The following is a 13,946-nucleotide window of genomic DNA, read 5'->3' as shown; positions in this document are numbered from 1 at the left end:
ACCGTCGAGCCGCTCGCCGCACCCGTGCTCGTCATGCCCGTCACCGTCCTGCTCGTCCGACCGTCTCCCCCCATCGTCCTCCCGCCACGCGCCGGGACGCACCCGGGCTCACGCAGGGCCGAGCGCCCTGCCGCCTCAGCGCGTCAGGACGGCGACCGCCTCGAAGTGGTGCGTGTGCGGGAAGAGGTCGAACGCGCGCAGGGACGCGAGCCCGTAGCCGTGGCCGGCGAGGTAGGAGACGTCGCGCGCGAGCGCGGCGGGGTCGCACGCGACGTACACGACCCGGGAGGGCTGCCGGGACGCGATCGTCTCGACCACGGCGCGGCCGGCACCGACGCGCGGCGGGTCGAGCACGACGACGTCCGCGCCGGTCGGGTCGTCGGCGAGCACCTGCTCGACGGGTCCGTGGTGCAGCTCCACCCGGTCGAGCCCGTGCGCATTGCGGCGCGCGTCGCGCACGGCCCGCTCGTCGCCCTCGACGGCGACCACGGAGCCCGCCGCCCCCACGGCCGTGGCCAGGGGCGTGGTGAACAGCCCGGCGCCCGAGTACAGGTCGAGGACGCGCGCGCCGTCGACGTCCCCCACGCCGTCGAGCACCGCGCGCGTCAGCGTGGCCGGCGCCTCGCGGTGCACCTGCCAGAACCCGCCCGCCGCGACGCGGTACTCGTGCTGCTGGCCGTCGAGGACGACGCGCTCGGTCACGCTGCGGCGCGCGTTGGGGCGCTGGTCGGGCGAGCCCGACCGCCACGGCTCGCCGTCCACGAGGAGGACCGGCGCCGAGCCGACGGGCGCGACGAGCTCGATCCGCGTGCCCGCCCGCCAGGTGCGCGTGAAGACCTTCTCGCGCGCCGCGAGCTCCGCGACATCCTCCGTGGCGAGCGGCATGCCGTCCAGCGCGACGACGTCGTGGGACCGGAAGCGGTGCATGCCCGCACGACCCGTGCCGTCGGCGACGAGGTCCACGCGCGTCCGGTAGCCGAGGCCGCCGCGCTCGTCGTCGCCCGGCAGACCCTCGACCTCTACCTGAAGGTCAAGCTCGTCGAGGTCGACCTTCCCGAGCCGCCGGAGCTGCTCGGCGAGCACGTCCCGCTTCCAGCGGCGCTGCGCGTCGAGCGCGACGTGCGCGAGCTCGCCGCCGCCGACACCCCCCGGACCGGCCTCCGGCCACACCGACGGGACCCGGTCGGGCGACGCCTCGAGGATCTCGACGGCGTCGGCGCGCCAGAACCTCGCGGCCTCCCCGCCCTCCGTGACCCGGGCGCGCACCCGCTCCCCGGGCAGAGTGTGGCGGACGAAGACGACGCGCCCGTCGTACCGCGCCACGCAGTGGCCGCCGTGGGCCACCGGGCCGACCTCGAGCTCGACCTCGACCTCAGGTCGAGGGTCGACGCGGGCCGACTGACGTGTCGTCCGACCGCCCTGACGGCGGGTCGCACGGCGCCCGCCGCCGCGCGCGGCGCGACGGTCCGCGAAGGGGTCGGACGGTCGGTCGGAGGGCACGGCAGGACCACGCGAGGAGGACGGCATGCCCCCAGTATCCCGGACACGGCCCGACGCACCCGCCGGGGCGCCGCTGCGCGCACGACGAAGGCCCGCTCCTCTCGGGAGCGGGCCCAGGTCACGACCGTGGCCGCCCGACGATCAGTACCCGGTGAAGCGCTGGCGGAACCCCTCGCCCTCGAGCCCGGTCTGCCCCTCGGTGGACGAGAGCTGCCACGGCACGGACGCCACGACGACGCCCGGCGTGAACAGCAGGCGGCCCTTGAGGCGCAGCGCGCTCTGGTTGTGCAGGAGCTGTTCCCACCAGTGGCCCACGACGTACTCGGGGATGTAGACGACGACGAGGTCGCGCGGGGACTCGCGCCGCACCGACCGGACGTACGAGAGCACAGGCCGCGTGATCTCGCGGAAGGGCGAGTCCAGCACGCGCAGCGGCACCGGGAGGTCGAGCGCCTCCCACTGCCGCATGAGGTCCTCGACGTCCTCGGCGTCCACGCCGACCGTGACGGCCTCCAGGACCGACGGGCGCGAGGCCCGCGCGTACGCGAGCGCACGCATCGTGGGGCGGTGGATCTTGGAGACGAGGACGATGGCGTGCACCCGGCTGGGAAGGGCCCGGGCGGCGGCGGCCTCGTCGCCGAGCGCGAGCTCGTCCCGCACCGTGTCGTAGTGCTTGCGGATCGACTTCATGAGCACGAACACGAGCGCCATCGCGAGGATGGCGATCCACGCGCCGTGCGTGAACTTCGTGATGAGGACGATGACGAGGACGGTCCCCGTCATCGCCAGGCCCACCGTGTTGACCACGCGCGAGCGCCGCATGCGCGACCGCTCGCGCGGCTGGTGCTCGGTGCGCAGCGCGCGCGTCCAGTGCCGCACCATGCCGAGCTGGGACAGCGTGAACGACACGAACACGCCGACGATGTAGAGCTGGATGAGGCGCGTGACCTCCGCGTCGAACGCCCAGATGAGCACGATCGCCGCCACGGCCAGCGTGATGATGCCGTTGGAGAACGCGAGCCGGTCGCCGCGCGTGTGGAGCTGGCGCGGCAGGTAGCCGTCCTTGGCGAGGATCGAGCCGAGGACGGGGAAGCCGTTGAACGCCGTGTTCGCGGCGAGCACCAGGATCAGCCCCGTCACGGCGGACACCACGTAGAACAGCACGGGCACCCCGCTGAACACCGTCTCGGCGAGCTGCCCGATCACCGGGTGCTGCACGTAGTCCACGGGCAGCGGCTCCCCGTTGAGCGAGAGCTGCGTGTGCGGGTCCTCCGCGTAGTGCACGCCCGTCGCGCGCGCGAGGAAGAGGATCGACATCATCATCACGGCCGAGATGCCGCCCAGGAGGGCGAGCGTCGTGGCGGCGTTGCGCGACTTGGGCTTGCGGAACGCCGGGACGCCGTTGCTGATCGCCTCCACACCGGTGAGCGCCGCGCACCCGGACGCGAACGCGCGCGCCACGAGGAACGCGCCCGCGATGCCGATGAGCCCCTGGTCGAACCCGCTCTCGGCCGTGAGCTCGAACTCCGCGCTCTCGGCCGCGCCCAGGCTGCCGGTGACGTACTGGAAGAACCCGACGACCGCCGTCGTGCCGATGGCGAGCATGAAGAGGTAGACCGGGATCGCGAAGAACGTCCCGGACTCCTTGACCCCGCGCAGGTTGACGAGCGTGAGCACGACGACGAGGCCGACCGCGAACGCGGCCTCGTGGTCGCGCAGCGCGGGGATCGCGCTGGCCGCGTACTGCGCCCCCGACGAGATCGAGACGGCGACCGTGAGCACGTAGTCGACCATCAGCGCCGACGCGACGCCGACGCCCGCGGTCGGGCCGAGGTTGACGGTCGCGACCTCGTAGTCGCCCCCGCCCGACGGGTAGGCACGCACGTTCTGCCGGTACGACGCGACCACCGTCAGCAGCACGACCACGACCGCGAGACCCACCCACGGCGAGATCATCGTCGCGCTCAGGCCCGCGATCGCGAGCGTCAGGAGGATCTCGTCCGGGGCGTACGCGACGGACGACAAGGCGTCGGACGCGAACACGGGCAGGGCCACACGCTTGGGGAGCAGCGTGTGCCCCAGGTGCTCGCTGCGGACAGGCCGCCCGAGCAGCAGCCGCTTGGCGGCATCAGCGATCTCCGACACGAGGCCTCATGCTATGCCCGACGGCGCCCGGTCGCGCTGGTGCGCGCCCACCGGCCCGGCGAGCGGTAGCGTTCGGTGCGTGCACTTCGTCATCATGGGCTGCGGCCGCGTCGGCGCGACGCTCGCCCAGTCGCTCGAGTCGAGCGGCCACTCGGTCGCCGTCGTCGACCAGAACCCCGACGCGTTCCGGCGTCTCCCGGCCGAGTTCACCGGGAAGAAGGTGACCGGGGTCGGCTTCGACCGGGACACGCTCGTGCAGGCCGGCATCGAGGACGCGTACGCGTTCGCCGCGGTCTCCGACGGCGACAACTCGAACATCCTCTCCGCGCGCGTCGTGCGGGAGACGTTCGGCGTCGAGAAGGTCGTGGCTCGCATCTACGACCCGCAGCGCGCCGAGATCTACCAGCGCCTCGGCATCCCGACCGTGGCCACGGTCCGCTGGACGGCGGACCAGGTGCTGCGGCGCATGCTCCCGTTCGGCGCGACCGACGAGTACCGCGACCCGTCCGGCCGCGTGCGGCTCGCGCAGGTCGACTTCCACCCCGACTGGGTCGGGCGCACCGTCCGCGCCATCGAGGACGCCACGGGGGCGCGCGTCGCGTTCGTCAGCCGCTTCGGCGACGGAGTCCTCGTCACCGACCGCACCGTCCTCCAGGAGAACGACGTGCTCCACGTGCTCATGGACGACGAACAGGCCGCCGTCGTCGAACGCAGGCTCACCCACGCACCGAAGGTCGAGGCCGAGTGATGCGCGTCGTCATCGCCGGAGCGGGCTCGGTCGGCCGCTCGATCGCTCGCGAGCTCCTCAGCCACGAGCACGAGGTCATGCTCATCGACAAGCAGCCGGCGGCCATGCGGGTCGCCCAGGTCGCGGAGGCGGACTGGCTGCTCGCCGACGCGTGCGAGCTCTCGACGCTCGCCGAGGCCAAGGTCGACGAGTGCGACGTCATCGTCGCGGCGACGGGCGACGACAAGGTGAACCTCGTCGTGTCGCTCCTGGCCAAGACCGAGTTCGGTGTGCCCCGCACGGTCGCGCGCGTGAACAACCCCAAGAACGAGTGGATGTTCGACGAGTCGTGGGGCGTGGACGTCGCCGTGTCCACGCCGCGCATCATGACGGCGATGGTCGAGGAGGCCGTCGCCGTCGGCGACCTCGTCCGCATCTTCACCTTCCACCAGTCCGGCGCCGACATCCTCGAGGTCACCCTGCCCCCGAGCTCGCCGCTCGTCGGCCACCGCGTCGGCGAGGTGAGCTGGCCCCCGGACACCGTGCTCGCGGCGATCGTCCGCGGCACGCGACCGATCGCGCCCAGCCAGGACGACACGCTCGAGGTAGGTGACGAGCTCCTGCTCGTCACGGGCGACGAGGCGGACGAGGGCGCCCTCTCCCGGTTGCTCGCGGGCGAGGCGGAGGCGGCGCCGACCGCGCCGGACGCGCCCGTCGAGGCGCCCGAGGTCCCCCCGGCCGGTGACGGCGTCCTCTGACGGGGCCCCTCCCCGCGTCCGCCGGGCTACGCCGTCGGCTGCGAGGGCGCCGCGGCGTGGGGCCGACGCACCAGGATCCACGTGAGCCACAGGACGAGCGCCCACAGCGGGATGCCCATGACGAGGCGCGCGGTGCCGAGCCAGCCGACGTCGCCGTCGAGGTAGAGCGGGACCTGGACCGCGAGCCGGGCGGCGAACAACCCGATCCACAGCCACGTCGCGGCGGTGTAGCGGCGCATCAGCGTGCGGTCGGACCGCCAGGTGCGGGCCCAGCGGGCGAACGCGCCGGGCTCGGCGGCGCCCGCGTCGACGGGGGTGCCGGCCGGCGTCGCGGCCGCAGGCCGCGGCTCGGCCGAGGAGTCCGCGGCGTCGACCGCGTCCGGTGACGGGTCCGTCGTCGTCCCCGCCGACCCCGACGCGGCTCCCGCGCCGAACCCGCTGCGGAAGCCCTCGACCACGAGGCCGACGAGCGGCCAGCGGGCCAGGACGGAGACGAGGAGCGCGACGAGGTACGCGGCGTTCGTCCACAGGCCCCACGCGAAGTAGTCCTGCGCCTCGCCCGAGCGCCACGCCCAGATCACGCCGATGCCGACGCCCAGGAGGCCGCCGAACGCCTGGGTCACGGGGGTGCGCTGGATCAGCCGCGCCGCGACCGCGACGAGCGCCGCCGCGACCGAGGTCACGAGCGCCCACTGAAGGTTCGTCGTGGCGACGTAGACGACGACGAACACGAGGCCCGGAGCGACCGACTCGACGAGCCCGCGCACGCCCCCGATCGCGTCGGCGACGGAGAACTCCTGCCCGGCGAGCGCGCGGACGCCGCGGGCGCGACCGTCCTCGGGCGCGGTGACGTCGTCGACGACCGTCTCCGCGACGTCGGCGTCGTGCGCGAGTCCCTCCGGGGCGCGCCCGGGGCCGGGACGCCCGTCCGCGGGGCCGCCGCTCGCGTCGCTGCTGCTCGTCATCTCGTGGCGTCCTCGGTGGCTCGGGGTCGGTCGGCTACGGTCCGGACGACTGGCCCGGGTCCTCCGCGGCGCGTCCGCAGGATCGTACGGCACCGCCGCGCGTCGGCGGGAGCGAGGTCACTCCCCCGGCTTGGCGAGGAGCTCGTAGCGCGGGTTGAAGATGGTGCGACGCCCGTCGACGTCGCACACCAGACCCTCGACGAGGGCGCGGCGACCGGGCTCGATCCCCGCGATGCGTCGACGGCCGAGCCACACGAGGTCCACGACGCCGGAGCCGTCGAACAGCTCGACCTCGACCGTCGGGACGCCCTCGCGCGGGCGCAGCACCACGGAGCGCAGGACGCCGGAGATCTTGGCCCGACGGCGGTTGGGCAGCTCGGACACGGCGCGGCAGCCCTTCTGCCGTGCCGCCTCGGAGCGCTCCTCGTCGGCGGCGAGCTCCTCCTGGGAGGCGAGGGCGGTGCGCCAGGCTTCCCGCAGCGTGGGGGCCATGTCAGCGGATCTCCGTGATCTCCGGCCCACGGGTCAGCGGGTCGAACGAGGGCGTCTCGGGGGCGCCGGCGGGCGCCGGCGCCGCGGCGGCCGGGCCCTTGCCCGGCAGGTGCAGGGCGAGGAGGTCGCGCGGCGGGCGCGGGCTCTGGTCCCGCACGACGACGATGTTGGCGAACACGGACTCGAGCAGCCGTGCCTCGGCCGGGTCGACCGCGGCCTTGCCGGTGAGCACGCCGCGGAGGAACCAGCGCGGGCCGTCGACGCCCACGAAACGGGCGGGCCGCACGCCGGGACGCCCGTCCGGCGTCTGCGCGGGGATACGGGCCAGCAGCTCGCGGCCGAACGGGCCGGGGAGGTCGTCGACCGTGCCGCCCTGCTTGGTCACCGACGCGGCGATCTCCCCGCGGATCTCGTCCCAGATGCCGTCCGTGCGGGGCGCGGCGAACGCCTGCACCTGGAGACCGGATCCGGCGACCGCGCACGCGACGCCGGTGATGCGCTGGGTCTTCTTGTCGACCTCCATGCGCAGCTCCATCCCGGGCACGCCCGGCAGCCACACGGCGCCCAGGTCGAGCCGGGGGCCACGCTCGGGGACCTGGGAGGAGTCGTACGGCCCGCGGGCGGGCTTCTCCTCGCTCGCCGCCTCGACGGGCGCGCCGTCGTCGACCGGCGCGGACGTCGTGCCCGACGGCTCGGGCGACTCGGTCGGCTCGGACGACCTGGAGCGACGGAACAGACCCACGGAGGAACTCCTTCACCTGCCCGGCCCTCGGCCGGGACTCCTCACGGGGCGCTCGCCCCGCACTGCTTCCACACTAGCCCGCGCAGCGACGGTCGTGGTGCGACGTTCGCTGCGCGACGACGGGCACCCGGTTCTCGCGCGGACCGCCCGTCCGCGACCGGTCAGGTCGCCGCGGCCCACCCGCCGCTCGACCCGAAGCCGCCCTCGCCCCGGTGCGACCCGGGCAGCCGCTCGGCCTGCACGAAGCGCGCGCGCTCGACCTTCTGCACGACGAGCTGCGCGACGCGGTCGCCGCGCCGCAGGACGACGGCCTCGCGGGCGTCCGTGTTGAGCAGCGTCACCTTGATCTCGCCGCGGTAGCCGGCGTCGACGGTGCCCGGCGCGTTGACGACCGTGAGGCCGTGCTTCGCGGCGAGACCGGAGCGCGGGTGCACGAACGCCGCGTAGCCGTCGGGCAGCGCGATCGAGACCCCGGTCGGGACGACGGCGCGCTCCCCCGGCGCCAGCTCGACGTCGACCGTCGTCACGAGGTCGGCGCCGGCGTCGCCCGGGTGCGCGTAGGACGGCAGGGGCACGTCGTCGAGGAGCGTGATGAGGACGTCGACGTCCCCGGTCTCGGGCTGGTGGTGGTTCGGCACCCGGCAGAGCCTAGTGGTCGCGGGCAGGCCCGGCGAGCACGTCGGGCGACGCCACGACTGCTGGGATGATGGACCCATGACGGACCCCGCCGACCGCAGCACGCCCTCCTCGACCCCGGCATCCGCCGGGGCACCCCGTGCCGGGGGCGCGACGCCGTACCGCGAGCGACTGGTCCCGGGCGTCGGCGGCTGGGCCGCGGCCCTCGGGTTCGCCCTGGTCCTCGGGATCGCGCTGTGGCCCGCGAGCCACGCCATCGCGCTCGGCGTCGGCGCGCTCGCCGCGGCAGCGGGCGTCGCCGGTCTCTGGTGGACGTCGCCGGTCGTCGCGGTGGCGGACGGCGAGCTCCGGGCCGGGCGGGCGCACATCCCCGTGTCCCTGCTCGGCCAGGTCACGACCCTCGACGCGGAGGCGATGCGCGTCCAGCTCGGTCCCCGCCTCGACGCCCGCGCGTACGTGTGCCTGCGCGCCTGGGCCCGCACCGGTGTGCACGTCGCGCTCGACGACCCGCAGGACCCGACGCCGTACTGGCTCGTCTCCACGCGGCACCCGCAGCGCCTCGCGGACGCGATCCGGGCCGCGCGCGCGTCCTGACGGGGCACGACCCGGGGGGCGGCCCGCCGGGCCCGACGAGCCCCACGCGGCGCGCACCGCGGACGACGAAGGCCGCCGCCCCAGGAAGGGGGCGACGGCCTTCGGGCGTCGTGCAGGTCAGGCGGCGCACTCCGAGCAGATCTGCTGCCCGTTCTTCTCGTACGCGAGCTGGCTGCGGTGGTGCACGAGGAAGCAGCTCGAGCACGTGAACTCGTCGGCCTGACGAGGCAGGACCCGGACGGAGAGCTCCTCGCCGGACAGGTCGGCACCGGGCAGCTCGAAACCTTCCGCCGCCTCGGTCTCGTCCTCGTCAACGACGCCCGAGCTCTTGTCGGAGCGACGAGCCTGGAGCTCCTGGAGCGAGTCCTCGCTGAGCTCCTCTTCACTCTTGCGGGGGGCGTCGTAGTCTGTTGCCATCTGTGGGGTCACTCTCCGGAGTATTCGTCGATCGCGACAGTGCCCGTCCGGGACCACCGGCGATGGCCGGTCGTGCCGGGCGGCACAGGTGCGGGGCGCGGGGGCACCCCGTGACGTGTCGTGCCCCGAGGTCGTCGAGGCGTTGCACGCTGGTCAATGCACGGCGCACCGGAATTGTTCCCGGCGGGCCACCGGATTCTGCACCATTTCCGGGAGGGATGCACCCTGTGACGCCCCGCCCGCCCGGTGTCGTTCGTCACGGGCGAACACGGGGTCGTCCGGACCGGCAGGGCGGGAACGCTCCCAGGCTGCCCGGGGGCGGTCAGGAGTCGGTGTCGGTGTCGGCGTCCGCGTCCTCGAGGATCCGGACGAGCCGCGCGACCGCCTCGGGCGGCCCCGCGACGGTCATCTCGCGGTCCGCGGCGCGGCCCCGCAGGCCCGTGACGCGGGCCCCCGCCTCGTGCGCCACGAGGGCGCCCGCGGCCATGTCCCAGGGGTTGAGGCCGCGCTCGTAGTAGAGGTCGAGCTCGCCCGAGGCGACGAGGCACAGGTCGATCGCCGCCGAGCCCAGGCGGCGGATGTCCCGGACCTGGGGCAGCACGTCGACCAGCACGCGCGCCTGCGCGCGCCGGCGGTCGGCGTCGTACCCGAAGCCCGTGCCCACGAGGCACTGCCCCAGGTCCGTCTCGGCGTTCACGCGGACCGGGCGTCCGTCCACCGTCGCGCCTGCCCCGAGGCCCGCCGTCCAGGTGCGCCCGTCGACGACGGAGTGCACCGCGCCGGCGAGGACCGTCCACTCGAGCGGGTCCGGCGGGCCCACGACCGCGGCGACGGACACCGCGTACGACGCGATCCCGTAGAGGTAGTTGACCGTGCCGTCGACGGGGTCGATCACCCACGTGATGCCGGACGTCCCGGACGAGGCTCCCTCCTCCTCGCCGAGGACGGCGTCGTCCGGGCGGGCCGCCGCGATGCCGCGTCGCAGGAGCGCCTCGGAGTCGGCGTCCATGCGCGTCACGACGTCCGTGGCCGTCGACTTGGTGGCGGCCACCTCGACACGGTCGGGGCGACCGGAACGGACGAGGTCGCCCGCCTCGCGGGCGAGACGCTCCGCGAGGTCGCGCAGGTCGGCCACGGTCACGTCGTCGGGCTGTCGGGGATCGTCGATGAAGAGGCGCACGGCTCACATCCTGCCCGACCCGCGGCGTGCGGTGCGACCCTCCCACGGACCGGGCGCGGACCAGCCGAGGCGCAGGGAGAGGAGGCGGAAGCCGAACACGAGCGCGAGGACCGCCGCCTGGGACAGCAGGCCGAGCGCGCCGGCCTCCGCGAGCCCGGCCGTCAGCGCGGCGCCCGCGAGCGCCGGGATCGCGTAGAGCTGCTTGTCCTGGAACAGCAGCGGCGCCTCGTTGGTCAGCAGGTCGCGCAGGATGCCACCGCCGACGCCCGTGATCACGCCGGCGAAGACCGCCGCGAGCGGGCCCACGCCGTAGTCGAGGCCCTTCATCGTGCCGGAGAGCACGAAGAGTGCGAGCGCGCCCGCGTCGAGGACGATGATGCTCCGCCGGAGCCGCTCGAGGCGCGGGTGCCAGAAGAAGGTCACGACGCCCGCGAGCACCGCGACGGCGACGAGGCGCCAGTCGGAGATCCCGACCGGGGGGATCGCGCCGATGAGGACGTCGCGCAGCAGACCGCCGCCGAGGCCGGCGACCCAGGCGAGCACCAGCACGCCCACGAGGTCGAACCGCTTGCGCACGGCGGCGAGCCCGCCCGAGAGCGCCGCGAAGAACACGCCGCCGAGCTCGAGGGCGTCGCCGGGCACGAGATCGAGGATCACACCCGGAATCATCCCAGCCGCCCGCCCCCGAGGCGCGGACGAGCGCGTGCCGAGTCCGCGGCACACCGCGCGTGCTGCGCGGCTCGCGGGTGGGACGATGGCACCCTCGAGGGAGCGGTGACGCGGGCGTCGCGGTCCGCCGAGCCCGGGAGACCGGCTCGCGGCCCGGCACCGGACGGCAGGGCGAGCGACCGGGCAGCCGTCCGGAGCGGCACCGCGAGCGCCACCGGGCGCGGCGACACGGGAGGGTCCATGGACGAGCTGGAGCTGGTGAGACTGCACGAGGACGGGGAGCACCTCGTCCTGCGCGCGACGGGCGGCACGCAGTTCACGCTGCCGATCACCGAGTCGCTGCGGGCGGCCGTGCGACGCGACCGCCCGCACCTGGAGCACCTGCGTGCCGAGGGCGAGCGCAACCTCGCGCCGCGCGAGATCCAGGCCCGGCTGCGCGCCGGGGAGTCCGTGGAGACGGTCGCCGAGGCCGCCGGCCTCGGTGTCGAGAACGTGCGCCGCTTCGCGGGCCCGGTGGTCGCGGAGCAGGAGTACGTCGTCGACCGGGTCCGCGCCTCTCGCCAGGGGCACGACGAGGACTCGCCGACCGTCGGGAACCTCGTCGCGCAGCGGCTCGCCGCGCGCGACGTCGAGCCCGGCACCGTGGAGTGGAGCGCCGCGCGCCAGCCCGGGGCGTCGTGGGTCGTGACGGCGACCTTCGAGGTCGGGACGGGCAGCCGGACCGCCCGCTGGGAGTACGACGCCGCGACGCGCGCGCTCCAGGCGCTCGACGACGAGGCCCGCTGGCTCTCGGGGACGGACGCCCCGCGCGACCCGACACCCGGGGCCGTCGCGGTGTTCGACGTCGACGCGACGGGGCGCGGCCGGGGGCTCCGCGCCGCTCCCCCGACCGCTCCGCCCGCCGACGACGGGACGGCCGAGCTCCTCGACGACCTGAGCCAGCGTCGGGGCGTGCGCCCGCGCAAGGCGCCGACGGGGCCGGTCGAGGTCGACGGGCAGGAGCCGTTCGAGGGGTTCGGCCCGCAGGTCGGCATCGGCCCGGACCCGGACAGGTCGCAGGGCGACTCTCGGGACGACGCGGCCACGTCTGCCGGCGGGACCGTCGTCCACCTCCCGACGATCCGGCCGCTCGACGCCGTGCGCCTTCCGGAGCCGGCGTCCGAGAGCGGCCGGGACGACGCGGGCCCGGAGCCGGAGGACGGCGCGGGCGACCGCCCCTCGCCCGACGACCGCTCGGCCGACGCCCCTGCACCCGGAGACGGGGACGCCCCGCCACCTGCGGCGCGCCCCCAGACGGCGCGCGAGCCGCGCAAGGGGAAGAACCGCTCGCGTGCGAAGGTCCCGAGCTGGGACGAGATCGTGTTCGGGGCCCGCCCGGAGTAGGCGCCCCCCGTAGCGACCGCGCACGCCGAGCGCGCACGCCGGCCACAGGCGCCGGGTCAGCTCATCGGGTCAGCGTGGCAGGTCAGCGTGGCAGGTCGAGCGGCAGGCCGTCGGAAGCCGCCTGGCGACGCGCGAGGGCCGTCGTCATGCGGCGCATGTGGTGCCGGCGGCACAGCACCTCGTAGCCGACCTCGCCCGAGCCCGCCCCGACGTCCCCGACGACGACCTGGTCGCCCTCGACGACCATGCTCCCGTCGACCGTGCGCGCGTTGTGCGTCGCGCGCCGTCCGCACCAGCACAGCGACTCGACCTGGAGCACCTCGACCCGGTCGGCGAGCTCGATGAGCCGGGCCGAGCCGGGGAAGAGCCGGGTGCGGAAGTCGGCGGTGATGCCGAACGCGAAGACGTCCATCTCCGTCTCGTCGACGAGCCGCGCGAGCTGCTCCACCTGCGCCGGCGAGTAGAACTGCGCCTCGTCGCAGACGAGGTAGTCGACCGGGTCCGGCTCGGCCGTGACGAGCGTCCAGAAGTCGGTGTCGTCCCGGACCTCGCGCGCCACGACCTCGAGCCCGAGCCGGGACGAGAGCCGGTCGGTCCCCGCCCGGTCGTTGCGGGAGAAGATCAGCCCGCGACGGCCGCGTGCGGCGTGGTTGTGGTCGAGCTGGAGGGCGAGGGTGGACTTGCCGCAGTCCATGGTCCCGGAGAAGAAGACGAGCTCGGCCATCGGGCGTTCCTTCGCGAGGTCGGTCGGTGCGGGGTCGTGGGCGGGCCGCGACGTGGCGTGGGGTGACGCCCGGCGTCGCGGGTCGTCAGGTCCCGGCGACGAGCAGCGGCACGCGCATCTCCCGCTCGGTGAGCGAGCCGTGCACGCCGACGAGGGCGAGCGACGCGGGCGTCTGGGTTCGGGAGTCGACGACGGTCGCCCGCCCGCGCAGCGCGACGATCACGTCACCGGCGGCAGCGACCGCCTCCGGGCGCGGGTCGGGCCCGAGCAGTCCGCGCGCGAGCACCTCCTCGCGCTCCAGGACGAGCGCGTCGTCGCCCACGGACGTCGCGCCAGCGCGCCGCGACGGCGGTCGTCTCCCCCGGCTCCGTGTAGACGTGCACCGCGCGCGGCTCTCCGCCGACGAGCGCGACGCCCCGTGCGAGCACCGGGTCCGTGGCGACGTCGCGGCGCAGCGCCGGGTCGACGTCGACCATGCCGTGGTCCGCGGTGACGAGCACGAGCGTGCCCCGCGGGACCGACCGGGCGAGCCGGGCGAGCTCGCGGTCGAGCGCCTCGAGCTCGTCGCCCCACTGCCAGGACGTGCTGCCGTGGTGGTGGCCCGCCTTGTCCACCTCGCCCCAGTACAGGTAGACGAGGCCCGGCCGGGACAGGGCCCGCACCGCGGCGTCGACGCGCGCCCCGAGGCCCTCCGCCGCGGCGTACGACCCGCCGCGCAGGGCGGCGACCGTCATGCCGGACCCGGCGAACCGCGCGGGGCCGGTCGAGGTCACGGCGACGTCCGCCGCGGCGAGCCGCTCGAGCACCGGGGTCTCGCGCTGGAGCTCCGCCGGGGCCGGCGCGCCCTCCCACGACACCATGTTGGCGAGCCCACCCGTCGTGGGGTTGCGCTGCGTGTACCCGAGCATGCCCGTGCGCCCCGGCGCCGTGCCGGTGCCGAACGCGCCGATCGCGGCGGCCGTCGTGCTGGGAAGGTCGAGGTGAGCGCCCGCGCGTCGGGCAGGAGAGAGCGCA

Annotated in this window: 16 protein-coding genes; 4 read left to right on the top strand and 12 right to left on the bottom strand. The window is 75.2% G+C overall.

Annotation, left to right across the window (positions count from 1 at the left end; genetic code table 11):
• Positions 1–135 precede the first annotated feature (135 nt).
• Positions 136–1,527 (bottom strand): class I SAM-dependent RNA methyltransferase, encoded by a 1,392-nt coding sequence (locus FB00_RS20260; RefSeq protein ID WP_082141557.1) that lies wholly within the window; start codon positions 1,525–1,527, stop codon positions 136–138.
• 114 nt (positions 1,528–1,641) lie between these two features.
• Positions 1,642–3,645, bottom strand: coding sequence for an APC family permease (locus FB00_RS20255; protein WP_047234726.1), 2,004 nt, complete (start codon positions 3,643–3,645; stop codon positions 1,642–1,644).
• A gap of 94 nt (positions 3,646–3,739) precedes the next feature.
• Here FB00_RS20255 and FB00_RS20250 point away from each other — a divergent pair, with 94 nt between their 5' ends.
• Complete coding sequence (locus tag FB00_RS20250) at positions 3,740–4,393, top strand: potassium channel family protein (RefSeq protein ID WP_047234730.1); 654 nt, start codon at positions 3,740–3,742, stop codon at positions 4,391–4,393.
• Positions 4,393–5,130 carry a potassium channel family protein gene (locus FB00_RS20245; protein ID WP_047234729.1) on the top strand — a complete coding sequence of 246 codons (738 nt, stop codon included), beginning with the start codon at positions 4,393–4,395 and terminating at the stop codon, positions 5,128–5,130. The genes FB00_RS20250 and FB00_RS20245 overlap by 1 nt, the downstream gene beginning before the upstream one ends.
• Before the next feature lie 26 nt (positions 5,131–5,156).
• Here the strand turns inward: FB00_RS20245 and FB00_RS20240 are convergent, their stop codons facing one another.
• The 4 genes from FB00_RS20240 to dut form a co-directional block, all read right to left on the bottom strand.
• Positions 5,157–6,095 carry a DUF3159 domain-containing protein gene (locus FB00_RS20240; protein ID WP_082141556.1) on the bottom strand — a complete coding sequence of 313 codons (939 nt, stop codon included), beginning with the start codon at positions 6,093–6,095 and terminating at the stop codon, positions 5,157–5,159.
• A 117-nt stretch (positions 6,096–6,212) separates the two neighbouring features.
• Positions 6,213–6,587 (bottom strand): OB-fold nucleic acid binding domain-containing protein, encoded by a 375-nt coding sequence (locus tag FB00_RS20235; RefSeq protein WP_047234725.1) that lies wholly within the window; start codon positions 6,585–6,587, stop codon positions 6,213–6,215.
• Position 6,588: 1 nt separating this feature from the next.
• Positions 6,589–7,329: a DUF3710 domain-containing protein gene (locus FB00_RS20230; protein ID WP_047234724.1), complete on the bottom strand. Its 741-nt coding sequence runs from the start codon at positions 7,327–7,329 to the stop codon at positions 6,589–6,591.
• A 161-nt stretch (positions 7,330–7,490) separates the two neighbouring features.
• Positions 7,491–7,967: a dUTP diphosphatase gene (dut, locus tag FB00_RS20225; RefSeq protein ID WP_047234723.1), complete on the bottom strand. Its 477-nt coding sequence runs from the start codon at positions 7,965–7,967 to the stop codon at positions 7,491–7,493.
• A 76-nt stretch (positions 7,968–8,043) separates the two neighbouring features.
• On the opposite strand from dut, the gene FB00_RS20220 reads away from it, so the two are divergent.
• Positions 8,044–8,559 (top strand): DUF3093 domain-containing protein, encoded by a 516-nt coding sequence (locus FB00_RS20220; protein WP_082141554.1) that lies wholly within the window; start codon positions 8,044–8,046, stop codon positions 8,557–8,559.
• 117 nt (positions 8,560–8,676) lie between these two features.
• Here the strand turns inward: FB00_RS20220 and FB00_RS20215 are convergent, their stop codons facing one another.
• The 3 genes from FB00_RS20215 to FB00_RS20205 form a co-directional block, all read right to left on the bottom strand.
• A complete protein-coding gene (locus tag FB00_RS20215; protein WP_047234722.1) occupies positions 8,677–8,976 on the bottom strand; it encodes a DUF4193 domain-containing protein in 300 nt (99 codons plus the stop codon).
• A 322-nt stretch (positions 8,977–9,298) separates the two neighbouring features.
• Positions 9,299–10,156: an inositol monophosphatase family protein gene (locus FB00_RS20210; RefSeq protein ID WP_047234721.1), complete on the bottom strand. Its 858-nt coding sequence runs from the start codon at positions 10,154–10,156 to the stop codon at positions 9,299–9,301.
• A gap of 3 nt (positions 10,157–10,159) precedes the next feature.
• Positions 10,160–10,813 carry a trimeric intracellular cation channel family protein gene (locus FB00_RS20205; RefSeq protein WP_231581969.1) on the bottom strand — a complete coding sequence of 218 codons (654 nt, stop codon included), beginning with the start codon at positions 10,811–10,813 and terminating at the stop codon, positions 10,160–10,162.
• Positions 10,814–11,065: 252 nt separating this feature from the next.
• Here FB00_RS20205 and sepH point away from each other — a divergent pair, with 252 nt between their 5' ends.
• The gene (gene sepH / locus FB00_RS20200; RefSeq protein WP_047234719.1) at positions 11,066–12,208 is read left to right on the top strand and encodes a septation protein SepH; all 1,143 of its coding nucleotides are present in this window, start codon (positions 11,066–11,068) and stop codon (positions 12,206–12,208) included.
• Between the two features lie 82 nt (positions 12,209–12,290).
• Here sepH and FB00_RS20195 read toward each other — a convergent pair whose 3' ends face one another.
• The 3 genes from FB00_RS20195 to FB00_RS20190 all read right to left on the bottom strand — a co-directional run.
• Complete coding sequence (locus FB00_RS20195) at positions 12,291–12,932, bottom strand: thymidine kinase (RefSeq protein ID WP_047234718.1); 642 nt, start codon at positions 12,930–12,932, stop codon at positions 12,291–12,293.
• Positions 12,933–13,017: 85 nt separating this feature from the next.
• Entirely contained in the window at positions 13,018–13,155 is a 138-nt protein-coding gene (locus tag FB00_RS22945) for a hypothetical protein (RefSeq protein ID WP_231581968.1), read from the bottom strand.
• Between the two features lies 1 nt (position 13,156).
• The coding region (locus FB00_RS20190; protein ID WP_231581967.1) for an alkaline phosphatase family protein at positions 13,157–13,946 on the bottom strand (790 nt) is incomplete at its 5' end.

The organism is Cellulosimicrobium funkei (genome assembly GCF_001019615.1).
GTDB lineage: Bacteria > Actinomycetota > Actinomycetes > Actinomycetales > Cellulomonadaceae > Cellulosimicrobium > Cellulosimicrobium cellulans_E.
This window is presented reverse-complemented; position numbering and strand designations above follow the sequence as displayed.

Excerpts from the sequence above, each read along its gene's own strand:
- FB00_RS20260 (WP_082141557.1), bottom strand. The coding sequence starts at position 1,527 with ATGCCGTCCTCCTCGCGTGGTCCTGCCGTGCCCTCCGACCGACCGTCC.
- FB00_RS20250 (WP_047234730.1), top strand. The coding sequence starts at position 3,740 with ATGGGCTGCGGCCGCGTCGGCGCGACGCTCGCCCAGTCGCTCGAGTCG.
- FB00_RS20245 (WP_047234729.1), top strand. The coding sequence starts at position 4,393 with ATGCGCGTCGTCATCGCCGGAGCGGGCTCGGTCGGCCGCTCGATCGCT.
- FB00_RS20240 (WP_082141556.1), bottom strand. The coding sequence starts at position 6,095 with ATGACGAGCAGCAGCGACGCGAGCGGCGGCCCCGCGGACGGGCGTCCC.
- FB00_RS20235 (WP_047234725.1), bottom strand. The coding sequence starts at position 6,587 with ATGGCCCCCACGCTGCGGGAAGCCTGGCGCACCGCCCTCGCCTCCCAG.
- FB00_RS20220 (WP_082141554.1), top strand. The coding sequence starts at position 8,044 with ATGACGGACCCCGCCGACCGCAGCACGCCCTCCTCGACCCCGGCATCC.
- FB00_RS20215 (WP_047234722.1), bottom strand. The coding sequence starts at position 8,976 with ATGGCAACAGACTACGACGCCCCCCGCAAGAGTGAAGAGGAGCTCAGC.
- sepH (WP_047234719.1), top strand. The coding sequence starts at position 11,066 with ATGGACGAGCTGGAGCTGGTGAGACTGCACGAGGACGGGGAGCACCTC.
- FB00_RS20195 (WP_047234718.1), bottom strand. The coding sequence starts at position 12,932 with ATGGCCGAGCTCGTCTTCTTCTCCGGGACCATGGACTGCGGCAAGTCC.